This window comes from Ensifer sp. NPDC090286 (assembly GCF_044769565.1).
In the GTDB taxonomy this organism is placed as follows: domain Bacteria; phylum Pseudomonadota; class Alphaproteobacteria; order Rhizobiales; family Rhizobiaceae; genus Ensifer.
Genome location: NZ_JBIVYF010000001.1, coordinates 1,004,402 through 1,030,373, shown reverse-complemented (window position 1 = coordinate 1,030,373; position 25,972 = coordinate 1,004,402). Strand labels below are relative to the sequence as shown.

21 protein-coding genes and 1 riboswitch are annotated in these 25,972 nt (G+C 63.2%); of the genes, 13 read left to right on the top strand and 8 right to left on the bottom strand.

From position 1 onward, the window contains the following. Positions 1 to 21: 21 nt before the first annotated feature. A complete protein-coding gene (locus tag ACIQUG_RS05030) occupies positions 22 to 1,380 on the bottom strand; it encodes an O-antigen ligase family protein (RefSeq protein ID WP_402318071.1) in 1,359 nt (452 codons plus the stop codon). Positions 1,381 to 1,760: 380 nt separating this feature from the next. Here ACIQUG_RS05030 and ACIQUG_RS05025 point away from each other — a divergent pair, with 380 nt between their 5' ends. Beyond that, positions 1,761 to 2,612, top strand: coding sequence for a D-alanyl-D-alanine carboxypeptidase family protein (locus ACIQUG_RS05025; protein WP_371742513.1), 852 nt, complete (start codon positions 1,761 to 1,763; stop codon positions 2,610 to 2,612). Positions 2,613 to 2,771: 159 nt separating this feature from the next. Here ACIQUG_RS05025 and ACIQUG_RS05020 read toward each other — a convergent pair whose 3' ends face one another. The 4 genes from ACIQUG_RS05020 to ACIQUG_RS05005 form a co-directional block, all read right to left on the bottom strand. Beyond that, positions 2,772 to 3,818: a glycine betaine/L-proline ABC transporter ATP-binding protein gene (locus ACIQUG_RS05020; protein WP_192446390.1), complete on the bottom strand. Its 1,047-nt coding sequence runs from the start codon at positions 3,816 to 3,818 to the stop codon at positions 2,772 to 2,774. Further along, complete coding sequence (locus ACIQUG_RS05015; protein ID WP_043612801.1) at positions 3,811 to 4,722, bottom strand: proline/glycine betaine ABC transporter permease; 912 nt, start codon at positions 4,720 to 4,722, stop codon at positions 3,811 to 3,813. Before ACIQUG_RS05015 ends, ACIQUG_RS05020 begins: the two co-directional genes overlap by 8 nt. 293 nt (positions 4,723 to 5,015) lie before the next feature. Then, positions 5,016 to 6,014: an ABC transporter substrate-binding protein gene (locus tag ACIQUG_RS05010; protein WP_043617415.1), complete on the bottom strand. Its 999-nt coding sequence runs from the start codon at positions 6,012 to 6,014 to the stop codon at positions 5,016 to 5,018. 786 nt (positions 6,015 to 6,800) lie between these two features. Further along, on the bottom strand, positions 6,801 to 6,944 hold the full coding sequence (locus ACIQUG_RS05005; protein ID WP_089044242.1) for a hypothetical protein: 144 nt from the start codon (positions 6,942 to 6,944) through the stop codon (positions 6,801 to 6,803). Positions 6,945 to 7,194: 250 nt separating this feature from the next. Between ACIQUG_RS05005 and ACIQUG_RS05000 the strand changes: the two genes are divergently transcribed. Both ACIQUG_RS05000 and ACIQUG_RS04995 read left to right on the top strand, forming a co-directional pair. Continuing rightward, the gene (locus ACIQUG_RS05000) at positions 7,195 to 8,652 is read left to right on the top strand and encodes a cobyric acid synthase (protein WP_402318066.1); all 1,458 of its coding nucleotides are present in this window, start codon (positions 7,195 to 7,197) and stop codon (positions 8,650 to 8,652) included. Between the two features lie 155 nt (positions 8,653 to 8,807). Then, positions 8,808 to 9,428, top strand: coding sequence for a class I SAM-dependent methyltransferase (locus tag ACIQUG_RS04995; RefSeq protein ID WP_402318063.1), 621 nt, complete (start codon positions 8,808 to 8,810; stop codon positions 9,426 to 9,428). 25 nt (positions 9,429 to 9,453) lie between these two features. On the opposite strand, the gene ACIQUG_RS04990 is transcribed toward ACIQUG_RS04995, so the two are convergent. Then, positions 9,454 to 9,984 carry a CGNR zinc finger domain-containing protein gene (locus ACIQUG_RS04990; protein ID WP_402318060.1) on the bottom strand — a complete coding sequence of 177 codons (531 nt, stop codon included), beginning with the start codon at positions 9,982 to 9,984 and terminating at the stop codon, positions 9,454 to 9,456. 101 nt (positions 9,985 to 10,085) lie between these two features. On the opposite strand from ACIQUG_RS04990, the gene ACIQUG_RS04985 reads away from it, so the two are divergent. From ACIQUG_RS04985 to ACIQUG_RS04950, 8 genes are all read left to right on the top strand, one after another. Continuing rightward, on the top strand, positions 10,086 to 11,258 hold the full coding sequence (locus ACIQUG_RS04985) for an MFS transporter (protein WP_402318057.1): 1,173 nt from the start codon (positions 10,086 to 10,088) through the stop codon (positions 11,256 to 11,258). Between the two features lie 331 nt (positions 11,259 to 11,589). Continuing rightward, positions 11,590 to 12,044, top strand: a riboswitch (cobalamin riboswitch). Positions 12,045 to 12,178: 134 nt separating this feature from the next. Continuing rightward, complete coding sequence (gene cobU / locus ACIQUG_RS04980; protein WP_402318054.1) at positions 12,179 to 12,703, top strand: bifunctional adenosylcobinamide kinase/adenosylcobinamide-phosphate guanylyltransferase; 525 nt, start codon at positions 12,179 to 12,181, stop codon at positions 12,701 to 12,703. A 3-nt stretch (positions 12,704 to 12,706) separates the two neighbouring features. Continuing rightward, the gene (gene cobW, locus ACIQUG_RS04975; RefSeq protein ID WP_402318052.1) at positions 12,707 to 13,771 is read left to right on the top strand and encodes a cobalamin biosynthesis protein CobW; all 1,065 of its coding nucleotides are present in this window, start codon (positions 12,707 to 12,709) and stop codon (positions 13,769 to 13,771) included. A gap of 102 nt (positions 13,772 to 13,873) precedes the next feature. Beyond that, a complete protein-coding gene (gene cobN / locus ACIQUG_RS04970) occupies positions 13,874 to 17,656 on the top strand; it encodes a cobaltochelatase subunit CobN (RefSeq protein WP_402318049.1) in 3,783 nt (1,260 codons plus the stop codon). 135 nt (positions 17,657 to 17,791) lie between these two features. Next, a complete protein-coding gene (cobO, locus tag ACIQUG_RS04965; protein ID WP_043617391.1) occupies positions 17,792 to 18,436 on the top strand; it encodes a cob(I)yrinic acid a,c-diamide adenosyltransferase in 645 nt (214 codons plus the stop codon). Further along, entirely contained in the window at positions 18,436 to 18,861 is a 426-nt protein-coding gene (locus ACIQUG_RS04960) for an EamA family transporter (RefSeq protein ID WP_402318046.1), read from the top strand. Before cobO ends, ACIQUG_RS04960 begins: the two co-directional genes overlap by 1 nt. 165 nt (positions 18,862 to 19,026) lie before the next feature. Continuing rightward, positions 19,027 to 20,397 (top strand): hypothetical protein, encoded by a 1,371-nt coding sequence (locus tag ACIQUG_RS04955; protein WP_402318043.1) that lies wholly within the window; start codon positions 19,027 to 19,029, stop codon positions 20,395 to 20,397. Positions 20,398 to 20,672: 275 nt separating this feature from the next. Then, a complete protein-coding gene (locus tag ACIQUG_RS04950) occupies positions 20,673 to 22,133 on the top strand; it encodes a hypothetical protein (RefSeq protein WP_402318040.1) in 1,461 nt (486 codons plus the stop codon). A gap of 18 nt (positions 22,134 to 22,151) precedes the next feature. Here ACIQUG_RS04950 and ACIQUG_RS04945 read toward each other — a convergent pair whose 3' ends face one another. After that, the gene (locus tag ACIQUG_RS04945; RefSeq protein ID WP_402318036.1) at positions 22,152 to 22,745 is read right to left on the bottom strand and encodes a methyltransferase family protein; all 594 of its coding nucleotides are present in this window, start codon (positions 22,743 to 22,745) and stop codon (positions 22,152 to 22,154) included. Positions 22,746 to 23,529: 784 nt separating this feature from the next. On the opposite strand from ACIQUG_RS04945, the gene ACIQUG_RS04940 reads away from it, so the two are divergent. Then, positions 23,530 to 24,030, top strand: a complete 501-nt coding sequence (locus ACIQUG_RS04940) for an HD domain-containing protein (RefSeq protein ID WP_402318033.1) — start codon at positions 23,530 to 23,532, stop codon at positions 24,028 to 24,030. Between the two features lie 180 nt (positions 24,031 to 24,210). Here ACIQUG_RS04940 and ACIQUG_RS04935 read toward each other — a convergent pair whose 3' ends face one another. Beyond that, on the bottom strand, positions 24,211 to 24,996 hold the full coding sequence (locus ACIQUG_RS04935; protein WP_402318030.1) for a TSUP family transporter: 786 nt from the start codon (positions 24,994 to 24,996) through the stop codon (positions 24,211 to 24,213). Positions 24,997 to 25,455: 459 nt separating this feature from the next. Between ACIQUG_RS04935 and ACIQUG_RS04930 the strand changes: the two genes are divergently transcribed. Continuing rightward, on the top strand, positions 25,456 to 25,920 hold the full coding sequence (locus tag ACIQUG_RS04930) for a cobalamin biosynthesis protein (protein ID WP_402318027.1): 465 nt from the start codon (positions 25,456 to 25,458) through the stop codon (positions 25,918 to 25,920). The last annotated feature ends 52 nt before the right edge of the window (positions 25,921 to 25,972 follow it).

Sequence of the window (25,972 nt, the reverse complement as noted above, 5' to 3'; positions counted from 1 at the left end):
TCTTTATGTCTTGGCAAGCGTTCAGCGATGGGAGGTTTCCGGTTCGGCGCGCATGCTCATGCGGCCGGCGAGCCCAAGGCCGAAGACGGCGAGTGCGGTCAGCAGCCACATCGGATCGGCGCGGTTCAAGAAGAAGCTCTCGAGCATGGCGTTGTAGGTCATGAAGATCACCACCATGACGCAGAAATCGGCAAAGATGCGGCCCTGCTGCCGGCGATAGGCCCGCGCATAGTCGAAGAGCGGTTTGATAAAGAGCAGCGCGGTCATCAGTATGCCGCCGGGCAGGCCGAACATCAGCACCGCGTCGAGATAGCTGTTGTGGCCGGTGACGATGCCGCGCACGTCCCAGCTCGCCTCGAAATTCGCCTCCATGCCCATGATCACCGGCGAGAGCCAGAAGCTCGCATAGCCCTGGCCGAGCCAGGGGCGCTCGGCGATGCTGGCGCTCGCAAATTTCCAGATGTCGTCGCGACCGGTGAAGGTCGCATCGTCGAGCAGCAGCTTGGTGATCGAAAGCAGCGTGTCGGAATAGATGGTGCCGAGCGTCAGGCCGAAGACCAGCACCGACATGGCGAGGTGGGCGAGGATCATCAGCCCCGGGCTGCGCACCGCGCGACCGGCAAGGACGAGGCCGATCGCGATCGGCAGGAAACCGATCGTCGTCTTCGATCCGGTGTGCAGGACGAAATTGGCGGCAAGCAACGTGATCGCCCAGCCGCGAAGCGGCGCGCCGGCGCGCAGGCAATAGATGCCGAACATGCAGAGGATGGAGAAGACCGGTGCCGAGACGTTCTTGTGCAAGAGGTGGCCGCGCCAGAAACCGGCGTGCCAGGGCTCGTCGCCGAAGGCCGAATGGATGGCGCGGTCGGGCGCCACGAAGAGAGCGGCATAGTCGATCAGGATCAGAAACAGGATCGCATTGGCGCCGGCACTGACGAAATCGCGCTCGCTCTTCGGCAGCACCAGCACGCCCGCCACCATGATCATGGCGACGAGGCTGAGCGTCAGGCCGCGGGCCGAGGCCGCCGGGTCGTAGGACTGCAGGCAGGAGAGATAGGCGATGGCGAAGATCGCGATCCAGGCCGGAGAGACGAGGCGGGCGAGCACCCGCCGATCGACGGTCAGGAGCATGGCGAAGAGATAGACGGCACCGAGCACCAGGTAGCCGACCTGGTTGATGATGTTGCCTTCGTTCGCCGCGTTCGGATCCGTCGTCACCGTGCCCTGAAACGGGATCAGGGTGAAGACGATGAGGAACAGTCCAAGGCCCGAGAGCAGCGCGGCAAGGCCGTTGACGAGTTCCGCCAGCCCGGCATCGAACGCCTCCGGCACGCGCTGGCGCGCGGTGGAGGTGTCTGCCGTGGCGGTGTTCGGGTGCATGGCGGCTTAAAACGAATGACTGGGACGCGGTTCGGCATCGTTGATCATGGCCCCCGGCCGTCCTGCCGTTCGGACAGGGCCGGCCTTGGGAGACCCGCACCTTGGCGCAATCAGGTTAAACCTCGGTGAAACGGCGGCCGGGCCGCCCGGCCGGGATAGATCGTCGCGGCGTCGCTGGCCCTGTTATTTGCGCGCCGATTGCCGCAGGTGCTTGCCGCCCGGTCGCCGGGCCCTTAAAAGGCTAGGGTATGTCGGCCGTGTGGAAAACGCGGCCTTGCCGTATTTCGCGGTCCGTCTTCCATAATTCGATCACGATTTTCGTCCCGAGGTCGTTCGATAGCGTCGAAACGAGAAAACACGATATGCAGTCCCTTATCCGTATGGTCGCGTCCGCCGCGGTCTCCGTAAGCCTGCTGCTTGGCAGCGCATCCTTTGCCGCCGCCGGGCAGGCCCATTTTGTCGTCAACGCCGACACCGGTTCGATCCTCGAGGCCGACAATGCCGACGAACTGAACTTCCCGGCCTCGCTGACGAAGATGATGACGATCTATCTCGCGTTCGAAGCGCTGCGCAACGGCACCCTGCAATGGGACCAGAAGCTGACGGTTTCCGAGCGCGCAAACAGCCTGGAGCCGTTCAAGCTCGCTGTCGGCGCCGGACGCCAGATTACCGTGCGTGAAGCCGTCATGGGCATGGTCGTGCTTTCGGCCAACGACGCTGCCGTCGTCATCGGCGAGCAACTGGCCGGAACGGAAGCGGCCTTCGGCCAGATGATGACGAGCAAGGCCCGGACGCTCGGCATGACCAGCACGGTGTTCAAGAATGCCAACGGCCTTCCAGATCCGGCGCAGGTGACCACCGCGCGCGACATGGCGACGCTCGGCCTCGCGCTGATGCGCGACTTCCCGCAGGAATTCCAGCTCTTCGCCAACAAGACGATCGAGTTTCGCGGCATGAAGCTGCGCGGCCACAACGGCGTGATGAAGCGCTACGAGGGCGTCGACGGCATCAAGACCGGCTACACCGACGCTTCCGGCTACAATCTCGTGACCTCCGCCAAGCGCGGCGACACCCGCCTCGTCGCCGTCGTCATGGGCGGCAAGACGGCACAGTCGCGCGACGACGACATGATCGCGCTGCTCGACAAGTTCCTGCCGCCGAAGGAAGACGCGAGCGCTGCCAGCGTCACCGAGCCGGTGGCGGCAACCACGGCGACGACCACGACGAACTGAGTATTCAGCGCTTGGGCGTGGAGATTGCCCCTCTCATTGGGCTCAATCCGAGGACTAACCCTCTCCCCGCAAGCGGGGTGAGGGTGGCGGTAGGCGGATGAGGGCGCTTTCCTCGTCGCGCAGATGAGGGGCAGTCGTCAGGCGTGATACCTCCGAGGTTTACGCCGCAGCGCGATCCTCGTGGCTGACCGGCGTCACCATCGCGGCGATGACCGTCGAAAGGTCGAGGGCGCCGATCGGGCGGCCGTTTTCATCGACCACATGGGCAACGCCAACGCGGGCGGCCGTCATGGTGCGGGCTGCCGATTCCAGCACCGTTCCGGTTACAAGCGGTACGCCTTCGGCATTGCCCGAGATCGGCCGCATGATCGTCTCGACATTGATCACCCGGCCGCGGTTCACTTCCTTGACGAAGGCGGTGATGTAGTCGTCGGCCGGCGACAGCACGATTTCCTGGCCAGTACCCTGCTGCACCACGCGCCCGTCACGCAGGATCGCGATCTTGTCGCCGAGGCGCAGCGCCTCGTCGAGGTCGTGGGTGATGAACACGACCGTCTTCTTCAGTTCCTTCTGCAGGTCGAGCAGCACCGTCTGCATGTCGACGCGGATCAGCGGATCGAGCGCCGAATAGGCTTCGTCCATCAACAGGATATCGGCATCGTTGGTGAGTGCGCGGGCGAGACCGACGCGCTGCTGCATGCCGCCCGAAAGCTGGTTCGGGTAGTGGTTTTCGAAGCCCTTGAGGCCCACGCGTTCGATCCAGCCGCGGGCACGCTTCTCGCTCTCCTTGCGATCCACGCCCTGGATTTCGAGGCCGTAGACCGTGTTGTCGAGCACGGTGCGGTGTGGCAGCAGCGCGAACTTCTGGAACACCATCGCCGTCTTGTGGCGGCGGAATTCGCGCAGGTCGTTGTCGTTCATCTTGCAGACATCGACGCCGTCATAGAGCACTTCGCCGGCGGTCGGGTCGATCAGCCGGTTGATATGGCGGATCAGCGTCGACTTGCCGGAGCCCGAGAGACCCATGACCACCATGACGCTGCCGGCGGGCATGGAGATGTTGATGTCCTGCAGGCCGAGCACGTGGCCGTGCTGCTCGTTGAGCTCGGCCTTGCCCATGCCTTTCTTGACGGCGTCGACGTAATCGACGCCGCGCGGGCCAAAGATCTTGTAGAGGTTCTTCACCTCGATCGCGTGACTAGCCATGGATAACCTCCGAGTGCTTTTGCAGCCGCTTGCCGAAGGCCTGGCTGGTACGGTCGAAAATGATGGCGATACCGACAAGGGCAAAGCCGTTGAGGAAGCCGACGGTGAAGAACTGGTTGGCGATCGCCTGCAGCACGTTCTTGCCGAGGCCGCCGACGCCGATCATCGATGCGACGACGACCATCGCCAGCGACATCATGATCGTCTGGTTGATGCCGGCCATGATGGTCGGCAACGCCAGCGGCATCTGCACGTTCTTCAATTTCTGCCAGGTCGAGGAGCCAAAGGCGTCGGCCGCTTCCAGCACTTCCTTGTCGACGAGGCGGATGCCGAGATTGGTCAGCCGGATCATCGGCGGCACCGCATAGATGACAACGGCGATCAGGCCCGGCACCTTGCCGATGCCGAAGATCATGACGACCGGGATGAGGTAGACGAAGCTCGGCATCGTCTGCATAACATCGAGGATTGGATTGACGAAGGCCTGGACCCGGTCCGAGCGCGCCATCAGGATGCCGATCGGAATGCCGATGAGGATAGAGATCAGCGTGCAGACGGTGACCATGGCGAGCGTGACCATGGTGTCGTTCCAAAGCCCGACGAGGCCGATGGCGATCATCGACAGCGCCGTCCCGATGGTGACGTTGATGTTGCGGCTGCCGAAATAGACGATCGCGATCATCACGGCCAAGATCACGATCCAGGGCGAACCGACAAACAGGCTTTCGAGGTAGTTCAGGAACCATTGAAGCGGCTGGACCACCGTGTCGATGGCGTTGCCATAGGATCGCACGAAGCCCTTGAAGCTATCGTCGACAGCCTTTCGGGCGAGCCGGATCGTGCTCTCGTCAATGGCAGGGAACTTGCAAAGCAACGCTGGCAAGACACTGCAGATGGAGGCCATTTGTTTCCCCTTCTTGGCCGGAAGTTTTTTTAAAGCCGGCCGCGTCTCGGCATCGAACGGGTCGATGACGGCGCACACTTGGGTGACCTCTTTGGGTCCCGGCACGTAAACTGTGGCAGCGAAATGTGGCGTCCGCTTACCTGATAGCGACGCGAAGGCCCGTGGTTCGCCGCCTCTGGGACGATGAACGTTCAAACGAAACCCGCAAGGACGCCCCATCGTTCCTTAGTCCCGGCATCAAAGCCGGAACGGGCAGGCGGCCGATTCGACGGTCCGCCTGCCGTCACTTTCGATCAGAGCGCTGCCTTGACCTTTTCGGCCACTTCCGGGCTCACCCACTGGGTCCACATATCAGGGAACTCGGCGAGGAAGTGCTTGGCGCCGTCCTCGTTGGTGCCCTGGTTCTGGTCCATCCAGGCAAGAACCTTGTTGACCGTGCCGTTGTCCCACTTGCGCGCCTTGACGTAATCCATGGCGACGCCGGCCTTTTCGGAGAAGGACTTGGTCACAACGGTGTAAACGTCGGAAACCGGGTAGGAATTGACCTTCGGGTTCGGGCAATCCGGCACGGCGGTGCAGGCGTCCCAATCGGCCTTGTCGTGATCGACGCCGAAGGAGAGGCGGGTCATTTCGTATTTGCCGAGGATGGCGGTCGGTGCCCAATAGTAACCGAGCCAGCCGGTCTTCTTTTCGAACGCATTGGCGATCGAGCCGTCGAGGCCGGCGGCCGAGCCGGTGTCAACCAGCAGGAAGCCGTCCTTCTCGGCGTTCAGCGCGCGATAGAGATTGGCGGTCGAGACCTGGCAGTTCCAGCCCGACGGGCAATTGTGAACGGCGGCCTTCGACGAGTCCTCGGGCGCCGGGAAGAGTTCCGGATGCTTCAGCGCGTCCTGCACCGTCTTGATATCCGGGTGCGCATCGGCGAGGAATTTGGGGATCCACCAGCCCTCGACGCCGCCTTCGCTGAGGATCTTGGCGGCTTCGATGAGGCGGCCTTCCTTGACCGCGGCGTCAAGCGGCGTGCGCACGGCGTTGACCCAGAGTTCGGGCGCCATGTCCGGCTGAGACTTTTCGTTCATCGAGGCGAAGGTCGGCATGGTATCGCCGGTGACCAGCGTCACCGTGCAGCCGTAGCCGTTTTCCAGGATGAACTTGTCCACCTGGGCGGCAACGCCTGCGGAAGCCCAGTTCATTTCGGCAATGCTGACTTCACCGCATTCCGCGGCCTGCGCGGAACCCGCCATGGCGTAAAGGCCAGCGGCGAGAATGGTGGAAGCGAGGAGTTTCTTCATGTTGCAAGACCTCCCAGTCTTATTTTGCAGCCAAGATCCAAACGGGAATCCACGGCGGACGCGACACATCCTCCGTCACCCGAAACAACGATGCAGCCGGGGGTTCGGCATCAATCAAGCCAAGGTTCACCCTTGCTGCGGACGGTGCGGGAGTTCGTTTTCAGCCCTGGCCGCGGAACCCTGTCGCCAGCCAATCTCCTCTTATACCGCAAGCCAAGCCTAAGGTTTCTCGCTGAGAAATCAACCTCTTCAATCGGTTGACCGGGAGGCGCCGGGTCTCGCGCGTTCTGTCTGCGACATCGCGGGAGTGCGCATTTTGTGCGTGAGGGACCCCGAATTTAAGCAATAGCGACAATTCTTGCCGCAAAAAATGGCGCTGGACGCCACGGGCCTCGAAACCCTGTCGAGATCCTGACGTTTCCTGTCGTGATTGCGTCATGCCAAACGGCGCGCATGTCGCGAAAAATTTACAAAAAAGTCCGGAATTCATCTTTGGTTAAATCCTCAATAACCATCCGGTAACGATGTCCAGCTAATTGTTCTTCTCGCGGCGGGGGACTGCCGCCGGTCCGGATCAGGTTTGTGCGTCCCGGACTTTGAGCGAACCTTCGGTGTGTTTTTCCGAAGTGACCAGGCGTATTTTGGCGGCCGCATCCCTCTTGGCGAGGTTGATGCGGCCTTCGCATTTCAGGGCCAATGCTAGGCATAAAAAAACCGCCCCGGAGGGGGCGGTCGAGGAGGCTCTGGGAGGAGAGCTCGAAGGGGCATTCGCCCCGATCGCTGGCCTTAGCCGACGTTCGACGTGCGGATGACGCCGAGCGGACCGAAGGGCGCGTCGACGACGAGGTTGCGCACGCGCGACTGGCTGGACGGAACCTTGGAGTTCCAGGCGATCTGAACGAAATTGGGCTTGCTGAAAATATACAGCATGGACGTGAACCTTGAGAGGCCGGAGGCCTATCCTCCGGGGCGTGTTGCTATGCCGTTGATATAGGTGTGCGCTGCAAAAAATTGAATGCCAAACTCGTCACGCCATGTCGCAATCTGGCTACCGGGCGCGACATTTTCGACAAGCCTTGCGAAAGCACGAAACAATGCGTGAAAGGGCTTTGTCAATTGCGGCGAAATCGTGTCGAAACAGACCTTTGCCGCTCATCGTTTCAGTGTTACCGATGGCCGCATGACACGCAGGATCATGTTGCAGGGAACCGGCTCGGATGTCGGAAAATCGGTATTGGTGGCGGGGCTCTGCCGGCTTGCCGCCAACCAGGGCCTGAAGGTCCGTCCGTTCAAGCCGCAGAACATGTCGAACAACGCTGCCGTTTCCGACGACGGCGGCGAGATCGGCCGGGCCCAATGGCTGCAGGCGCTGGCGGCGCGCGTGCCTTCGTCGGTGCACATGAACCCGGTCCTGTTGAAGCCGCAGTCGGATGTCGGCAGCCAGATCGTCGTCCAGGGCAAGGTGGCCGGGCAGGCCAGGGGGCGGGAGTATCAGGCGCTGAAACCCAAGCTGCTCGGCGCCGTGATGGACAGTTTCGAACAAATATCGGCCGGTGCCGATCTCGTGGTGGTCGAAGGCGCCGGCTCGCCGGCCGAAATCAACTTGCGCGCCGGCGACATCGCCAACATGGGTTTTGCCACACGGGCTGACGTGCCGGTCGTACTTGTCGGCGACATCGACCGCGGCGGGGTGATCGCCTCGCTGGTCGGCACGCATGCGATCCTGTCCGAGGAAGACCGGCGCATGGTGACCGGCTATCTCATCAACAAGTTTCGCGGCGACGTGACGCTGTTCGACGACGGCATTGCCGCCGTCAACCGCTTCACCGGCTGGCCCTGCTTTGGCGTCGTGCCCTGGTTGAAGGCGGCGGCGCGGTTGCCGGCGGAAGATTCCGTCGTGCTGGAGAAGCTGACGCGCGGCGAAGGGCGGGCGCTGAAGGTGGCCGTGCCGGTGCTGTCACGCATCGCCAATTTCGACGATCTCGATCCGCTCGCCGCCGAGCCGGAGGTCGATCTCGTCTTCGTGCGGCCGGGCAGTCCCATTCCTTCGGATGCCGGCCTCGTCGTCATTCCCGGGTCGAAGTCGACCATCGGCGATCTCATCGATTTCCGCACTCAAGGGTGGGACCGCGACCTTCAACGGCACGTGCGGCGCGGCGGCCGGGTCATCGGCATCTGCGGCGGCTACCAGATGCTCGGCCGGCGCGTCACCGATCCGCTCGGCATCGAAGGTGGCGAGCGCGCGGTCGAGGGCCTCGGGCTGCTCGACGTCGAGACCGAGATGGCGCCGGAAAAGACCGTGCGCAACAGCCGCGCCTGGTCGCTGGAGCATGACGTGGCGCTCGAGGGTTACGAAATCCATTTGGGGAAGACGCAAGGTGCCGACTGTGATCGGCCCTCGGTGCGCATCGACAATCGCGCCGATGGCGCGCTTTCGGCCGATGGCCGCGTGATGGGCACCTACCTGCATGGGCTCTTCACCAGCGACGCCTATCGCGGCGCGCTGCTGAAGAGTTTCGGCATCGAGGGCGGCGCCAGCAACTACCGCCAGTCGGTGGATGGCGCGCTCGACGATGTCGCGAGCGAACTGGAGGCGGTGCTCGACCGGCGCTGGCTGGACGGGCTGCTCGGTCGTTAGCCGAGAGAACGGTATCGAGTGCGGTCGGCGGAGGCTTGCCGGTGTCAGCAAAGGCCCGACGGAAACCGCCCAACGTCACCGGGCAATCCGCTGTAAAATGGATGGAGGAAGGTGGAGCGCCCGTCACGGTCGTGCGTTCCCGGGCAGGGAACACGATGCAGGACGAAACCAGACGAGCCCATTGGGACAAGGCCTATCAGTCGAAAGGCGAGGCGGGCGTCAGCTGGTTTGAGGATACGCCTGCCGTCTCCCTCGATCTCATCCGCCGGCATGCGCGGATGGCTTCGTCGTCGCTGATCGATATCGGCGCCGGCGCTTCGCGGCTGGTCGATGCGCTCATCGCTGCGGGCATGAGCGATATCACTGTGCTCGATTTGTCGCCGGCCGCCCTGGATGCCGCCAAGGCGAGGCTCGGCACCCGCGCCGATGACGTGCACTGGATCGCGGCCGATGTCACCACGTGGAGGCCGGACCGCCGTTACGATCTCTGGCACGACCGCGCCGCCTTTCATTTTCTCACCGACGCCAGCGACCGGGCTGCCTATATCGAGCGGCTGACCGGTGCCGTCGTGCCCGGCGGACACGCCATCATCGCCACCTTCGCCCCCGATGGTCCCGAGCGTTGCAGCGGCCTGCCGGTGGTGCGCTACGACCCGGCAGCCCTTGCCGAAGTGGTCGGGCCGTCCTTCCGCCTGGTCGAGCATATCGAGCACCAGCACCGGACGCCGGGAAATACGATCCAGTCCTTCCAGTTCAGCGTGTTTGAGCGGGTATAGACCGCGTGGGTTGATCCTGCGCCGTTCAGCCTTTGCGCAAGCGTGCGCGATACTCGACCATCTTCATACGTGCCGTGCACGCGTCGGAGCAGTACAGCTTCGACCCATTTCGCGTCACGTCGATGTAGGCGCGGTCACACCCGTTCGCATGGCACCGTCCAAAGCGCCGACTGCCGAACCTGTCCATGAGCAGCGCCAGGGAAACCACGAACTCGGCTGCCAGCGCCTCGATGATCGTTTCGCCGTCTCCATGGAAATGCAGGTGATGGGGCTGGTCGACGTCGGCCACGAGATAGGGGCGAGGGGCGTAGCGCTTCATCAGGTGGTTCAGCGTCGCCGCAGCGGTCTCGTCCGTGGCGGCCTCAAACACCGGGCCGAGGTCCGTTGCGACCGACCGCAATCGCGCGCCGCCATCGACGACGGGCAGAACGCGCTTGCTCATCGATGGGTTGAGCTGTTCGGCAAACGCCTGCTTCAGCGCGTCGGCTGTCAAGCCAGCATAGGCGCGGCCGCCCGATTGACCGTCCAGTGTGAGGTTTACCAAAGTCGCGGCCAAGGCGGCCTGGCGCTGTGAGTTACTTGTAAGCTGCATTTGACAGGTAACGATCCGGTTGTGTACTCGTTACTAACTATTCGGATTACGAAGGTAACGCAAGAATGGTCGGTGAGAGCTATGCTGCGGTGCTGCGCGGGGATGGTGTCGTCCGTCTCGTGATCGCGACATCGATAAGTCGAATGACCACGTCGATGCTGAGCCTATCCCTTCTGATCGCGGTATCGAAAAGCACGGGCTCAGTCGTGGATGCGGGCGCCGTCCTGTTCGCGCACGCCGTTTCCTTGGCTTTGGTCGCCCCCGCTGCCGGCCGCCTCGTCGATCGTTTCGGTTCGCGGCCAACTCTTTTTGTGTTCGTCGGGTTTCACACCCTGTCCTATGTGACGGTGGTCTTCGCGCTCGTTCATCAGTTGCCAGCCGCCTATCTTCTCTTGGCTGCCGCGGCCCTGGGTGCCACGACGCCGCCATCGGGGTCCGTCGTCCGGGCCAGCTGGCCGCATCTCGTGCCCGAGAGCAATCTATCAAGTGCCTACGCGCTCGATACAGTCATCAACTCGAGCACCTTCATATTCGGGCCCATCCTGGTCGGTGCCTTGCTCTATGTGATGCCGCCAAACATGATCGTGGGGTCGTGCGCTGTCGCAAAGGTCGTTGGCGACATGCTGATCGCCAACAGTCCCATGGCAAGGAGGGCCACCGAGCGTCGTCCGCGAAGGCTGTTCTCCGTCCTGGCGAACGCTCCGCTGGCGCTGCTTCTGGCGATCGTCGCCCTCGATACCTTTACGATTGGTGCCATGCAGGTTGGCGCGGTGGCGAGCGTCACAGCCACCCTGGCAGGTGTTCTTCTCGGTGGATTTGCTGCCGGCGAGGTTTTCGGCGGCATTTTCTATGGCGCGCTGCGCGCACAACCATCGGTGAAGCGCGGCATGATTGCCTTTCACCTGGTGACGGCCTGCTTTTTCATCTTGATGAGCATGACGTCAAACCATTGGCTTCTGTTGCTGCTCTATCTCGGTGCCGGGGTTTTCAGCGGAGCCCGGGATGCGCTCGGCCAGCTCGCTGTCGGGCTGAGTGCCCGACCGGAGGATCGAACCGAGGCGTTTGGCTGGCTTACCAGCTTTATGTGGGCGGGCTACGGGCTCGGCACGCTTTTGTTCGGAAGCCTCGGCGAAGGATGGGGGGCGAGCGCCATTTATCTGGCCGCAGCCGCAGTCTCGACCACAGCGGTGATTGCGACGTGCTGGCTGAAAATCGTCAATCCTCAACCGAAAGAGTAGCGCTCCCGTGGGGCCGATTGGCGCACGGTGCACAGGACCATGCGGTCGAACGCGCGATCGCCGAACCATTTGCGGATGTTGATCATCATGCTGGCGAATTTGCCTCGGAACAGAGGTGCGCCAGAGCTTGAGGGCGCATTGGCGCATTCTGATAGCGATTTGGCACAGAATGAGAGTGTAAGGGCTCGAACCACGGGTGGAAGGCAGGCGGATACGCGACCGTTCTTGGCGGGCCGCGGCCGTCCGTTCACGGCTCGACAAATCGTCGCGTGGCGCAACTCGGCCGGGGAGGCGTCGCATGCGTCGATTGACTTTGCGCGGTCCGGTTCCTAATCATCGGCTGTTGGATGGTTCCTCCGCGTCGTGGCGACACGGGGGAATAATTGGGAATGTGACGGATGGACCCAAGTCGGGCATCCTTATCGCAGCCGACCCCGCGACTGTAGAACGGTCAGGGTTCGCCATCGGGTTTGGTGCCGGGTTGTCGGCCGGTTGCATGGGCAACCGGGGCAGGTCGGGGATCAAGCCGGAAAAGCCACTGGTGTGGCATCGTGATCAGCCGGGTTGGACGCCTCTTCTTCTACGAATCGTCCGCCTTTCACGAAGCCGCCCGCAGCGCCCGTGCGTCGGAGATGACGTGCAAAAGGTTCGCTGTCGGAAAAACGCCGGGAAGGTGAGGCGGGCCGTTCGGGTCCTGACATCGGAACCTTGCCCTTTGAGGGCGAGGCGATGTTTGGCCCCGTGACGCCGTGAGCCAGGAGACCTGCCATCCGACATGGGCATTCCGCCCGAGGGGACGTTTGTCTCCAACGCCATCACGGAGGTTGTTTTGGCTCGCAGATGTTTTCAAGAACGCGCCCTTGGCGCGCCCGACGGCCGTTGCCGCCTGCCGCTGATCTCGGCATGTTGAGGCAGCGGCGATGAGCAGTCTCAGCGACGGACCCGTGCTGGTTCTTGGCGGCGCCCGCTCCGGCAAGTCCGGCTTTTCCGAGAGGCTCGTCGAAGCGTCCGGCCTCACCAGACATTATGTCGCCACGGGACGCGCCTGGGACGACGAAATGCGCGCGCGCATCGACCACCACCGGATAAGCCGCGGCGAAGGCTGGACGACGCATGAGGAGCCGGTCGATCTCGTCGGCGTGCTGAGAAGCATCGACGATCGGGCTAACGTGGTCCTGATCGACTGCCTGACGCTGTGGGTCACCAATCTCATGCTCGAAGAGCGCGACATCGCGGCGGAATTCGCCGCCCTTGCCGCGTATCTGCCTGAGGCGCAGGCGCGTCTCGTATTCGTTTCCAACGAGGTCGGCCTCGGCATCGTGCCCGAGAACCGCATGGCCCGCGAATTCCGCGACCATGCCGGCCGGCTTCACCAGATCGTTGCGGAGAAATCCGCTGAAGTTTACTTTGTCGCGGCCGGTTTGCCGCTGAAAATGAAGGGTTGAAAAATGACCACTGCGAGAGCCAACCAGGGCAAGATCCCGGCGACCGTCATCACCGGCTTCCTTGGCGCCGGCAAAACGACGATGATCCGCAACCTGCTGCAGAACGCCGACGGCAAGCGCATCGCGCTGATCATCAACGAGTTCGGCGATCTCGGCGTTGATGGCGACGTGCTCAAGGGCTGCGGTGCGGAGGCCTGCACCGAGGACGATATCATCGAGCTCACCAATGGCTGCATCTGCTGCACGGTTGCCGATGATTTCATCCCGACCATGACCAAGCTGCTCGAGCGCGAAAACCGTCCCGATCACATCATCATCGAAACCTCGGGCCTCGCTTTGCCGCAGCCGCTGATCGCCGCCTTCAACTGGCCGGATATCCGCAGCGAAGTGACCGTCGATGGCGTCGTCACCGTGGTCGACAGTGCGGCCGTTGCCGCCGGCCGCTTTGCCGACGACCACGACAAGGTCGATGCGCTGCGCGTCGAGGACGACAATCTCGATCACGAAAGCCCGATCGAGGAACTGTTTGAGGACCAGCTGACCGCTGCCGACCTCATCGTTCTCAACAAGACCGACCTCATCGACGCCTCCGGCCTCAAGGCCGTGCGCGACGAGGTCTCTTCGCGCACCAGTCGCAAGCCTGCGATGATCGAGGCGAAGAACGGCGAAGTCGCCGCCGCCATCCTGCTCGGCCTCGGTGTCGGCACGGAAAGCGATATCGCCAACCGCAAGTCGCACCACGAGATGGAGCACGAGGCCGGCGAAGAGCACTCCCACGACGAGTTCGACAGCTTCGTCGTCGAGCTTGGCGCGATTGCCGATCCGGTCGCCTTCATCGATCGTCTGAAGGGCGTGATCGCAGAACATGACGTGCTGCGTCTCAAGGGCTTCGCCGACGTACCCGGCAAGCCGATGCGGCTGTTGATCCAGGCGGTCGGCGCCCGCGTCGACCAGTATTATGATCGTGCCTGGGCTGCCGGCGAGAAGCGTGGCACGCGCCTCGTCGTCATCGGCCTGCACGACATGGACGAGCAGGCGGTACGCGCCGCGATCACCGCGCTGGTCTAGATCGTTTCTTGAGTGAAATGACCTAACGCATTGAAATAATGCAGTTTCGGGCGGAGGCCGCTTTCAGCGTTTCCGCCGGGATTGCCCGAACGGACAAGACGAATGCATCTGCTTCTCGCCCAGAAAGGAACGATCGCCGACGGCAACGAAGCGATCGACCTTGGGCAAACGCCGGCCGATATCCTGTTCCTGTCGGCCGCCGACACCGAGCTTTCCTCGATCGCCGCAGCCCATGGTCGCCGCGAAGGCGGCTTGAGCCTGCGCATCGCCAGCCTCATGAGCCTGATGCACCCGATGTCGGTCGACACCTATGTCGAGCGCACGGCGCGCCACGCCAAGCTGATCGTCGTCCGTCCGCTCGGTGGCGCCAGCTATTTCCGCTATCTGCTCGAAGCCCTGCATGCGGCTGCCGTCACCCACCGTTTCCAGATCGCGGTGCTGCCGGGCGACGACAAGCCGGATCCGGGGCTGGAACCATTCTCCACCGTCGCAGCCGACGACCGCCAGCGCCTCTGGGCCTATTTTACCGAAGGCGGCGCCGACAATGCCGGCCTGTTCCTCGACTATGCCGCGGCGCTGGTCACCGGTGCCGAGAAGCCGCAGCCGGCCAAGCCGCTCCTGAAGGCCGGAATCTGGTGGCCGGGTAAGGGTGTGATCGGCGTTTCTGAGTGGTTGCAGGTCGTCGCCGGCTTTGATGTCGACAAGACGGACAGGGTGGAATTCGAACCAACCATCGCCATCTGCTTTTACCGCGCCCTCGTCCAGAGCGGCGAGACACGGCCGGTCGAGGCGCTGATCGACGCGTTGGCGGAACAAGGTGTCCGCGCGCTGCCGGTCTTCGTCTCCAGCCTCAAGGATGCCGTTTCCGTCGGCACGCTGCAAGCGATCTTTGCTGAAGCAGCACCCGACGTGGTGATGAACGCCACCGGTTTTGCCGTCTCGTCGCCCGGTGCCGATCGTCAACCGACCGTGCTGGAATCGACCGGGGCGCCTGTCCTGCAGGTGATCTTCTCCGGCTCGTCGCGGGCGCAGTGGGAAACGTCGCCACAGGGGCTGATGGCCCGCGATCTCGCCATGAATGTCGCCCTGCCGGAGGTCGATGGCCGCATCCTGGCCCGTGCCGTCTCGTTCAAGGCGGCATCGATCTACGACGCGAAGGTCGAGGCCAATATCGTCGGGCATGAGCCGCTCGAAGACCGCGTGCGCTTTGCCGCTGATCTTGCGGTCAACTGGGCGAAGCTGCGTCGGGCAGAGCCGGCCGAGCGCCGTATCGCCATCGTCATGGCCAACTATCCGAACCGCGACGGTCGCCTCGGCAATGGTGTCGGGCTCGACACGCCGGCCGGCACCGTCGAAGTGCTGCGGGCGATGGCGAAAGAGGGGTATGGCGTTGCCGATATTCCCGACGACGGTGATGCGCTGATCCGGTATCTGATGGCCGGCCCGACCAATTCGGCAAGCCATGATCGCGAAATCCGCGAGTGCATTTCGCTGAACGATTACAAATCTTTCTTCGATTCGCTTCCGAAACAGATAAAGGATCAAGTCGCGGGCCGCTGGGGTGCACCGGAGGCCGATCCCTTCTTCCTCGACGGCGCCTTCGCGCTGCCGCTCGCCCGCTTCGGCGAGGTGATCGTCGGCATCCAGCCGGCGCGCGGCTACAACATCGATCCGAAGGAAAGCTACCATTCGCCGGACCTCGTGCCGCCGCATGGCTATCTCGCCTTCTACGCCTTCCTCCGCCAGCAGTTCGGCGCGCAGGCGATCGTGCACATGGGCAAACACGGCAATCTCGAATGGCTGCCGGGCAAGGCCCTGGCGCTATCGGAGACCTGTTATCCCGAGGCGATTTTCGGTCCACTGCCGCACATTTATCCCTTCATCGTCAACGATCCGGGCGAAGGTACGCAAGCCAAGCGCCGCACCAGCGCGGTCATCATCGATCACCTGACGCCGCCTTTGACGCGCGCCGAATCCTACGGGCCGCTGAAGGACCTGGAAGCGCTGGTCGACGAGTACTACGACGCGGCCGGCGGCGACCCGCGGCGCCTGCGTCTGCTCAGCCGCCAGATCCTCGACCTCGTGCGCGACATCGGCCTCGACAGCGACGCCGGCATTCACAAGGGCGACAGCGACGACAAGGCGCTGGAAAAACTCGACGCCTATCTCTGCGACCTCAAGGAAATGCAGATCCGCGACGGCCTGCACATCTTCGGCGTGGCGCCGGAGGGGCGGTTGTTGACGGATCTCACCGTAGCATTGGCGCGCGTACCGCGCGGCCCCGGCGAGGGCGGCGACCAGAGCCTGCAGCGGGCGATCGCAGCGGATGCGGGGCTCGTCCTCGACCCGCTCGACTGCGTCATGTCCGATACCTGGACCGGTCCGAAACCGTCCATCCTCGCCGACCTATCGAACGCCCCGTGGCGCACCGCCGGCGATACGGTCGAGCGGATCGAGTTGTTGGCCGCACAGCTCGTTGCCGGCGAACTGGTGTGCCCGGAAAGCTGGACCAACACCCGCGCCGTGCTCGACGAGATCGACACCCGCCTCAAGCCCTCGATTTCGGGCTCGGGCGCTGCGGAAATGGCCGGTTTCCTCACCGGTCTCAGCGGCCGCTTCGTCGCCCCCGGTCCCTCCGGCGCGCCGACGCGCGGGCGGCCGGACGTGCTGCCGACGGGGCGCAATTTCTACTCTGTCGACAGCCGTGCGGTGCCGACGCCCGCTGCCTATGAGCTCGGCAAGAAATCGGCCGAACTGCTGATCCGCCGCTATCTGCAGGATCATGGCGAGTGGCCGTCTTCCTTCGGGCTGACCGCCTGGGGCACGGCGAACATGCGCACCGGCGGAGACGACATCGCCCAGGCGCTCGCGCTGATCGGCACCAAACCCACCTGGGACATGGTCTCGCGCCGGGTGATGGGCTACGAGATCGTCCCGCTTGCGGTGCTCGGCCGCCCGCGCGTCGATGTGACTTTGCGCATTTCCGGCTTCTTCCGCGATGCCTTCCCGGATCAGATAGCGCTCTTCGACAAGGCGATCCGCGCCGTCGGCGCGCTGGAAGAGGACGATGCCGACAACATGATCGCCGCGCGCATGCGCGCAGAGACGCTGCGGCTGGAAGCAGAAGGTGTCGATGCGGCCGAGGCTGCGCGCCGCGCCTCCTACCGCGTCTTCGGCGCCAAGCCCGGCGCCTATGGTGCCGGCCTGCAGGCGCTGATCGACGAGAAGGGCTGGGAAACCAAGGCCGATCTCGCCGAGGCCTATCTCACCTGGGGCGCCTATGCCTATGGCGCCGGCGAAGAGGGCAAGGCCGAGCGCGACCTCTTCGAAGAACGCCTGCGCACGATCGAGGCGGTGGTGCAGAACCAGGACAACCGCGAACACGATCTGCTCGACAGCGACGACTACTACCAGTTCGAAGGCGGCATGAGCGCTGCCGCCGAACAGCTCGGCGGACACCGCCCGGCGATCTATCACAACGACCATTCCCGGCCGGAAAAGCCGGTCATCCGTTCGCTGGAAGAAGAGATCGGCCGCGTGGTCAGGGCGCGTGTCGTCAATCCGAAATGGATCGATGGCGTCATGCGCCATGGCTACAAGGGCGCCTTCGAGATCGCCGCCACGGTCGACTATATGTTCGCCTTTGCGGCGACCACGGGGGCCGTGCGCGACCATCATTTCGAGGCGGCCTATCAAGCCTTCGTCGTCGACGAGCGCGTGGCGGATTTCCTGCGCGACAAGAACCCGGCCGCCTTTGTCGAGCTTGCCGAACGCTTTCTCGAAGCGATCGACCGCAATCTCTGGACGCCGCGTTCGAACTCGGCGCGCTTTGAACTCGCGGGCATCAGCAACGCCGCAACACGGCTTCGCGCCGGCAACGAATAAAGCGGTTCCGGAGGGCGGTTTTCCGTCCGGAATTGCTTGGAAACAAAGACCTGGTTCCGTTTCACTGTTCAGTGAAGGAACCGAAGCGGGACGAGGGCAGCTGTCCGTCCCGACTTGAGAACCGAGGGAGTGATCATGAGCGACGAGACGACAGTAGGCGGCGAAGCCCCGGCCGAGAAGGATGATGCCCGCCACGCCATGAAGATGGCGAAGAAGAAGGCGGCACGCGAAAAGATCATGGCGACGAAGACCGACGAGAAGGGTCTGATCATCGTGAACACCGGCAAGGGCAAGGGCAAGTCGACCGCCGGCTTCGGCATGATCTTCCGCCATATCGCCCACGGTATGCCCTGCGCCGTCGTGCAGTTCATCAAGGGCGCTATGGCGACCGGCGAACGCGAGCTGATCGAGAAGCATTTCGGCGATGTCTGCCAGTTCTATACGCTCGGCGAGGGCTTTACCTGGGAAACGCAGGATCGCGCCCGTGACGTGGCGATGGCGGAAAAGGCCTGGGAAAAGGCGAAGGAACTGATCCGCGACGAGCGCAACTCGATGGTGCTGCTCGACGAGATCAACATTGCGCTGCGCTACGACTATATCGACGTCGCCGAGGTCGTGCGCTTCCTGAAAGAGGAAAAGCCGCACATGACCCACGTGGTGCTCACCGGCCGCAACGCCAAGGAGGATCTGATCGAGATCGCCGACCTCGTCACCGAGATGGAGCTGATCAAGCATCCGTTCCGCTCCGGCATCAAGGCGCAGCAGGGCGTGGAGTTCTGATGAGCCAGAGCTGGCAGTTCTGGGCGCTGCTTTCGGCGGCCTTTGCTGCGCTGACGGCCGTGTTTGCCAAGGTCGGGGTTGCGCAGATCAACTCCGACTTCGCGACGCTGATCCGCACCGTCGTCATCCTCTGCGTGATCGCCGCCATCGTTGCGGCCACCGGACAGTGGCAGAAGCCATCGGAAATCCCCGGGCGCACCTGGCTGTTCCTGGCGCTGTCGGGCCTTGCCACCGGCGCCTCCTGGCTTGCCTATTTCCGGGCGCTGAAGCTCGGCGATGCTGCCCGCGTGGCGCCGATCGACAAGCTCTCGATCGTCATGGTCGCGATCTTCGGCGTGCTCTTCCTTGGCGAAAAGCTCAACCTGATGAACTGGATCGGCGTCGCCTTCATTGCGACAGGGGCATTGTTGATCGCAGTTTTCTGAGTTTCTGCGCGCCTGCCTCCCGTGAATTTGTTCCCCTAATGTTCGCCTCAATCAAGCCGCAATCCTGATACACGAAATGGTTGTGGGTGGTGGGAGGACGGCATGCGATTTGGTGACGATGGACGCAAGCCCCTTGAAACGGACTATTCTTCCTTTGCAGCGTCAGTGACGGCTGCGCTGGCGGTCATCTGGGCAGCCGTCCGCCTCGCGACATCGGCTTCGCTCTGCCCCTTTCAGCTTGTCGTTCCTTTCCTCGGTATCTTTCCGGCAATGGTCGCGGCGCGGTTGACGGTCGCGTTCAGCCGACCGGTTCGCAATACCTGGCAGTTGCTGGCGCTTTCCTGCATCTGTGGTTTCGGCACGGTTGCCGGGTTTGTCGGCGTCTACACTCTGACCACGTATTTTGCGAGTTGGGACCCCGGTGGATATGCGGTGCCTTATGCGGTGCTGGCGCGTTACGGACCGGCGTCCGATCTGCTGATGTTCTCGGTCGCCGGTGCGCTCATGGCCGGGGCGACCTTGGGGCTGTGGCTGCTGCGAGACAGGCGGGTGCAACGCAATGGCGCTGATGGCGAACCGGGCGGGACGGCCGCTTCGATGCCTTCGGTGGTTGTCGCGCACGAGCCGTACAGTCGCAGCCGCCAATCGCGGGCAGACGAACGCTACTTCTGGCTATCGATTCTCATCGGGCCTACGGTTGTTTTCCTTCCCCTGATATTGCTGGAGATGATCTTCGGTCCGGAAACCGCTCCCAGCGCATCGAAACTGCCGTGGGCCATGCTGAGATATTACTTCGGCGGCACTTATGCGGCAGCAGTCAGCGCCGCGCTGGTTCTTGCGTTCGTATCCAGTCGGTCACGCCGCTCGGCCTGGCTTGTCGCCGTGTTCATCGGCTTGCACGTCGGTGCGATTTTTACGCTTCTGTTCGATTATGCAGATGACACCACCAGCAATCAGGCGCTTCTCCTGCCTTTCGGCGGCATTGTTGGTGCCCTGTCGGCTGCCATCTGCACCGCCATCTGGTTCCCCGATCGCCGTGGCCTCGGCGCGCAGACTGCGCAACAGGGTGCTTCGCTGCGGGCATTGATGCGCGCGCTCTTGATCGCCGGCTTTGTGGCACCTGCGGCTGCCGCGCTTGCTTGCTGTGTTTTCGCCGTCGCCGCGCAAATGCTTGGCATCGCGCCGCAGGGCTTGTTCAATGGAGGCGGGCAGGTTGGCGCGGCGGAGACGTGGGTCTTGAACTATCGGGTCTGGGCGGTTGTGGCCTTGATGACGATGATGCTCGACCAGTTTCTCAAAGACAGGGCCGCCCGGCCGGGCGTCGCCATCGTCATCCTCTCGCTTGCAGCCTTTCTCGTCGGCGGCGCAATGGCACATAGCCTGAGCGAGGACATCCTTCGGCAGATCGTGCCGATATCGGCGGCCACCTTCCTCGGGCTTGGTCTTACCAGCGTCGTTGCCGGCCTTTCAGCCGTCGTTCTGATCCGCCGCGGCCCTTTGCGCGAAGCGGCCAATGTGGAGAGCGTCGCTGCCTGAGGACGAAGTTCGCGATCCAGCCTACCAGCGGACGCGCCGTTGTCGGCATCCTGGGCCAACCGAAAGGCGACCGGGCGGACAGACGCTTTCATGGACGCGGGCACAGCTCTTCGGGTGTCTTGGGGACCGGCAGTGCGGCTTCGACAATCGCGGCTTGCGAGCGGCGCGAATCTGACCGCGATACCGGCAGCTAAGTACAATGTTCTTGAAATGTTCGTAGATTTACGACAATCCTGCCTGCACGACAGGGTTGAGCGTTGGCGAGGGAAAGCGGCATGGATGTCATGGAGAATTGGCGTGGGCGCCTCGCGCGGGAATATGTGCCGTTTTCGACATGGGTCGCGGCGGCATTCGTGGCGGCCGGCACGGTCGTCGGCTGTTTAGCGGCATCGGAAACTGCCGGTCTTCCGGTTCTAATGTTTGTCGTACCATTTCTCTGCGCCTTGCCTGCGATGAGTTCGGCGTGGCTGACGGTCACCCTCCGGCGGTTTCTCCATGAAAGGTGGCAGCTTCCAGCACTCTCCGCCGCTTGTGCTTTCGTAACGATGGCTGGCTTTGCCCTCGTTTACGTAATTGCGTCTACCGTGGCGATGTGGGATCCCAGCGAAAATGAACCTTCTTTTGTTTGGCCAGGCGACGCGCGTGCGGCCATCATCGGCTTGCTGCAAGAGGCCGTTTTCTATGTCCTCCTTCCAGCTGGAATTGGCGCGCTGGTGGCAAGTATCAGTGCGGCGCTTTGGTTGTATCGCGAGGGACGAAAGCCACAGGCAGGCGGCATCGAAGCCGCGGATGGAAAGATCGCTGCTTCGCCGGCCGTCGAGGCGAATGGGCAGACGGGCAAAGCCAATCGTGAAGAGCGCTATTTCTGGCTCACGACCGCATTGGGTCCGGTCATCGTTGTCTTTCCGATAGCCTTTCTCCTGGATGTGCTTTCTTCCCCCGGGAACGCCAACGGAAGGGTGCTGCCATTGCTGTGGTTCGTGCTGAGGCTCTACTACGGCGGGACATTTGCCGCCGCCGTCTCCGCGGCTCTGATGCTCACGCTCGTCTTCAGGCGCTCCCGTTGGTCAGCCTGGCCAGCTGCACTCTGCGTCGGCCTTCATGCCGGCGCGATATTCCTGCTTCTGTTCGTTCCTTCGGAGGGCAATGCTGAAACACAATCGGATCTGCCGCTGATCGGCGGGGCCGCCGGCGCCCTGTCTGCGGCCGCCTGTGCGGCGATATGGTTTCCCGATCGACGCCGCCAAACCTTGGGAGACACGTGGGCAGAGGCGCGGCTGAGGGGATGGGCGTTGGCGCGCCCCTTGATCGTCGCCGGTCTCGTCGCACCGCTCATCGCAGCCTTCGCTTATGGCGTCTTCGCCGCTGCCTCGCCGTGGACATTTCCAGATGCCACGTTCATCGGGCGGTTGCGGGCATTCGATCCCGAAATCTGGGCCATCGCTTACAGGATCTGGGCAGTCGTGGCGCTGCAAGCGCTGGCGTTACGCTTCCTGCTTGCGGCAGTTGTGGTGGGGCCAATCGGTTTCATCCCCCTGCTGTTCTTGATGTTCCTGTTTACGGGCAGCCTGGGCCACAGCCTCGACGATTACGTCATGTCGACGCCCATGCCGATTTCGTTCGCGTCCTTCTTCGAGCTTGGTTTGCCTGGCCTCGTGGCTGCGCTTGCGGCCCTCTATTTTATCGACCGTGAGCGACCACGCCGCGCAGTCGAGGTGGGCAATGCTGCCGCCTGAGGCGGCAGCATTCCGAGGTCACACCCACCGGCGGACACGCCTGCAATAGGCATCGTAGGCGTCGCCGAAGGCGCGGGCGAGGTGGGTTTCCTCCATGCGGATCTGGTAGGAAATCGAGATCCAGGCCGAGAGCGCCAGCGCCACCGAGACGACGTTGGGCACCGCCAGCACCGTGCCGATCAGCGCGGTCACCATCCCGACATAGATCGGGTTGCGCGAGAAGGCATAGAGGCCGTTGGTCACAAGCGGCGTATCCTGCTTTTCAGGGATGCCGATCTTCCAGGAATGGCGCATCGCCCATTGCGACAGCATCGTCAGCCCGCCGCCGAGCGTCATCAGCGCCAGCCCGACGGCGTGAAGGAGGGGCGTATCGAGCGCCGGAATCCGTCCGAGGGCGGCATCGACGGATGCCGGGAGCATGGCGACTGCCAAAAGGTGGATCACCAGCGCTGCGACGATCAGGCGGAAAAGCTTGCCCGCAAACCCCTCGGCATCGTCGCCATAGGTCAGCACGACCGGCGACCGGCCGGATTGTCCGCGGCGGAGGATCGCCAGCGCCAGCGTGGACAATCCGACGACGAGCATCAGCATGGCGGGAAGGGTGGTGGACATGAAACCTCTGGAGCGAGCGGAGTGACAAGACAGGCGCGTTCGCCGGGTAGGCTCTCCCTGTGAGCGGCTGCCTGGCGAAGCATTCTGGATTATCTTGAAATCTCTAGTGGCTAGAGGTGCAAGTGCCGGGCTTGTCCGACTTTCGTCATGGTTACCGGATCTTTTGCCGAGGTCTGGAGGCTGTCCTCGTCGTCCGCCGTGTCGGAAGGGTGGCAAAATTCGAGCCTTGACGGCTGCTCCTTCCGCCGGGCGATTGTATAGGCAGGAGGCCGCACCCATGTTAGAGCGTCGACAGGCTAAATACGGGTGAACCTTGAAGAATACTCTCAAAGCTGCACTTGGTGTCGCATCGATCTTGCTGTTCTTGTCATCAGGCGTGGCGGGGCAGGCGCAAACCGTGAAGAGCGGTGCGTCACGGGCCCAGGAAACGTCGGCCAGCCAGAAGGCGAAACCGAAAACCAAAACGACGCGCAAGCAAAGGGCCGCGGATGAAGCCAAGGCCAAGGCGCTCGCCGAAGCGCGCCGCCCACGGCTCTGCAAGACCCGGGACAACGAATGCGGCTATGGCGCAGGTCCCGTCGGAGAACAGTGCTCGTGCTGGTCGAAATCCGGTGCGCCGGATCTTGGCATAACTGTCAGACGTTGATCGCCCGCGACATTCGCGCGGGCCGGCAAGCGCGCCGTTCGATGCAACCTGACGCGTTAGAACGCGCAGGTCGCCTGGTTCGTTCTAATGGCTTGTGATTGGGTTTGAGTGATGGAAGCCGGCGTTGAACGCAGAAAAATGACCGACCTCGAAAACAGTGCGCTTCAGTTCGCGACCCGAGCACATGGGGAGCAGAAGCGCAAATATGACGGTCGGCCCTATATCGTTCATCCGATTGCGGTGGCGGAGATCGTTCGAAGCGTTCCCCATACGCCCGAAATGATCGCCGCAGCGCTGCTTCACGATACGGTCGAGGATACCGACGCGACGCTGTTGGAGATCAAGGAGGCGTTCGGCCCCAAGGTCGCAACGCTGGTTGCGTGGCTCACCGATGTATCCACCCCGTTCCACGGCAACCGACAGGTCCGCAAGGAACTGGATCGCCAGCACCTTGCACTGGCGCCAGCGGCGGCGAAAACCATCAAGCTCGCCGACCTGATCGACAATGCGACAGCGATCAGAACCGGCGATCCGAATTTCTGGAAAGTGTTCGGCGCTGAGATGAAGCGCCTACTGGAAGTCTTGGGTGACGGCGACGAAACCCTTCTCGCAAAGGCCCGTGCATTGGCGCCGGAATGAGACTTCTGCCGTTTATCGGCAAGCCTCTCCGCGCCCTGTCGATCCGGCCCGGCGGTCATCGAGGATTGCAGAACGGACGTGCGCTTGCGGTCTCTGCTCGCCGGTGTGGTCCACGCGCCTCGTAGGCTCGACCCGCGCGCCGATTAGGACGGCGCAGAACTTGGCGACCGCACCGGCGCCTCAAAGCCCCAGCCAGATCCTCAAGGGATGCGTCGGATCGGCGAGCAGCCGGATCGCGAGTGCGATCGAGACGATGACGAGCAGCGGCTTGATGATCTTGGCGCCCTTGGCCATGGCATAGCGCGAGCCGACCTGGGCGCCGAGGAACTGGCCGAGGCCCATCAGCAGGCCGACCTTCCAGAGGACGGCGCCGAAGAAGAGGAAGACGCCGAAGGCGCCGACATTGGAGCCGAAGTTGAGGAACTTCGTGTGCGCCGTCGCCTTCAATACGCCGAAGCCGGCAAGCGTGACGAAGCCGAGCATGAAGAAGGAGCCGGTGCCGGGGCCGAAGACGCCGTCGTAAAAGCCGATCAACGGCACCAGCGTCAGCGTGAAGACGAAGGGCGTGACGCGGCTGTGCTGGTCGACGTCGCCCATGTTCGGCTTCAGGCCGAAATAGAGCGCAATGGCGATCAGCAGGAAGGGCAGGATCGCCTTCAGAACGTCGCCGGGGACGATGGTCGCAAGCAGGGCGCCGAGCACGGCGCCGGCCGCCGACATCAGCGCCATCGGCAGTTGCTCTTTCAGATTCACATGGCCGCGCCGGGCATAGGACAGCGTCGCCGAGCCGGAGCCGAACAATCCCTGCAGCTTGTTGGTGCCGAGCGTCTGCAAGGGCGGGATGCCCGCGATCAACATGGCCGGAATGGTGATCATGCCGCCGCCGCCAGCGATCGAATCGATGAAGCCGGCAATGAAGGCGGCGACGAACAGGAAGGCGAGCAGGTGGAAGGCGAGATCTTGCACGGCGGGGACTCAAAGGGGGAGATGTCAGGCGGGATTTTCCGCCTTGTGTCAGAGCCCGGCGCGATTTGCAAAGCCTTCTGTTGCTGTGTCGCTGTTCACGCAGACTTCGGAACTGCGAAACCGGCAGAGATTCAAAGCCTTGTCCTGAGTCGCTGGCTTTCTGGATGGAGACGCTCTTGCGCGCACCGCCGCCGAAGATGGGCTGTCATTGCGATGGTGCGCGCGGATGACGGTCTTCCTCAAACGCGACATGGCGATGGCGCAATCCGGTTTGACCGGCCTTCCGCGCTCCGGTAAAAATGAAGGATATGCGACGGCGTCCGCTTCGGCGGACTGAAAGAGCGTCCGGTGCGGCCGACCCAGCCAGGGGGCCATCAGCCGGTGCTGTCCAGATCGGCCGGGACCATTCGTCCCAGCCGGCGCTTCGTTAAGGAGAACCGACGAAGGAGCCGGCCACCGATGCCATCGGGCCAACATGCTGCAGAGAGGACAAGAGCAGGAGCCGGGCTGGTGCTTGGCCTCGGCTGCGAGCGTCGCACGCCGGCCGACGAGGTGATCGCCCTTGCCGAGCGCGCGCTTGCCGATGCTGGTGCTGTGGTCAGCGATCTGCGGCTGGTCGCCTCGCTCGATGCCCGCGCCGAGGAACCGGCGATCCTGGCGGCTGCCAGACATTTCGCGGTTCCGGCCGCGTTCTACGATGCCGCCACGCTCGAAGCCGAAGCTTCGCGGCTCGCCAATCCCTCGGAGATCGTCTTTGCCTACACCGGTTGCCATGGTGTTGCCGAGGGGGCAGCGCTGGTCGGCGCCGGCAGCGAAGCTGTTCTGATCGTGTCGAAGATCGTCTCCGCCCATGCGACGGCGGCCCTAGCCGGCCCGGCGACATTGCTCGCTGAAAAACGCATCCCGGCGGCGGAGGCTGTCTGATGCGCGCTTATGTTGTTGAATTGAATCAATCTTTTGTCCGGGTTTGCTCAGG

What these genes read in the sequence shown, in the direction of transcription:
- ACIQUG_RS05030 (WP_402318071.1), bottom strand. Translation starts at nt 1,380, where the DNA reads ATGCACCCGAACACCGCCACGGCAGACACCTCCACCGCGCGCCAGCGC.
- ACIQUG_RS05025 (WP_371742513.1), top strand. Translation starts at nt 1,761, where the DNA reads ATGGTCGCGTCCGCCGCGGTCTCCGTAAGCCTGCTGCTTGGCAGCGCA.
- ACIQUG_RS05020 (WP_192446390.1), bottom strand. Translation starts at nt 3,818, where the DNA reads ATGGCTAGTCACGCGATCGAGGTGAAGAACCTCTACAAGATCTTTGGC.
- ACIQUG_RS05015 (WP_043612801.1), bottom strand. Translation starts at nt 4,722, where the DNA reads ATGGCCTCCATCTGCAGTGTCTTGCCAGCGTTGCTTTGCAAGTTCCCT.
- ACIQUG_RS05010 (WP_043617415.1), bottom strand. Translation starts at nt 6,014, where the DNA reads ATGAAGAAACTCCTCGCTTCCACCATTCTCGCCGCTGGCCTTTACGCC.
- ACIQUG_RS05005 (WP_089044242.1), bottom strand. Translation starts at nt 6,944, where the DNA reads ATGCTGTATATTTTCAGCAAGCCCAATTTCGTTCAGATCGCCTGGAAC.
- ACIQUG_RS05000 (WP_402318066.1), top strand. Translation starts at nt 7,195, where the DNA reads ATGACACGCAGGATCATGTTGCAGGGAACCGGCTCGGATGTCGGAAAA.
- ACIQUG_RS04995 (WP_402318063.1), top strand. Translation starts at nt 8,808, where the DNA reads ATGCAGGACGAAACCAGACGAGCCCATTGGGACAAGGCCTATCAGTCG.
- ACIQUG_RS04985 (WP_402318057.1), top strand. Translation starts at nt 10,086, where the DNA reads ATGGTCGGTGAGAGCTATGCTGCGGTGCTGCGCGGGGATGGTGTCGTC.
- cobU (WP_402318054.1), top strand. Translation starts at nt 12,179, where the DNA reads ATGAGCAGTCTCAGCGACGGACCCGTGCTGGTTCTTGGCGGCGCCCGC.
- cobW (WP_402318052.1), top strand. Translation starts at nt 12,707, where the DNA reads ATGACCACTGCGAGAGCCAACCAGGGCAAGATCCCGGCGACCGTCATC.
- cobN (WP_402318049.1), top strand. Translation starts at nt 13,874, where the DNA reads ATGCATCTGCTTCTCGCCCAGAAAGGAACGATCGCCGACGGCAACGAA.
- cobO (WP_043617391.1), top strand. Translation starts at nt 17,792, where the DNA reads ATGAGCGACGAGACGACAGTAGGCGGCGAAGCCCCGGCCGAGAAGGAT.
- ACIQUG_RS04960 (WP_402318046.1), top strand. Translation starts at nt 18,436, where the DNA reads ATGAGCCAGAGCTGGCAGTTCTGGGCGCTGCTTTCGGCGGCCTTTGCT.
- ACIQUG_RS04950 (WP_402318040.1), top strand. Translation starts at nt 20,673, where the DNA reads ATGGATGTCATGGAGAATTGGCGTGGGCGCCTCGCGCGGGAATATGTG.
- ACIQUG_RS04945 (WP_402318036.1), bottom strand. Translation starts at nt 22,745, where the DNA reads ATGTCCACCACCCTTCCCGCCATGCTGATGCTCGTCGTCGGATTGTCC.
- ACIQUG_RS04940 (WP_402318033.1), top strand. Translation starts at nt 23,530, where the DNA reads ATGACCGACCTCGAAAACAGTGCGCTTCAGTTCGCGACCCGAGCACAT.
- ACIQUG_RS04930 (WP_402318027.1), top strand. Translation starts at nt 25,456, where the DNA reads ATGCCATCGGGCCAACATGCTGCAGAGAGGACAAGAGCAGGAGCCGGG.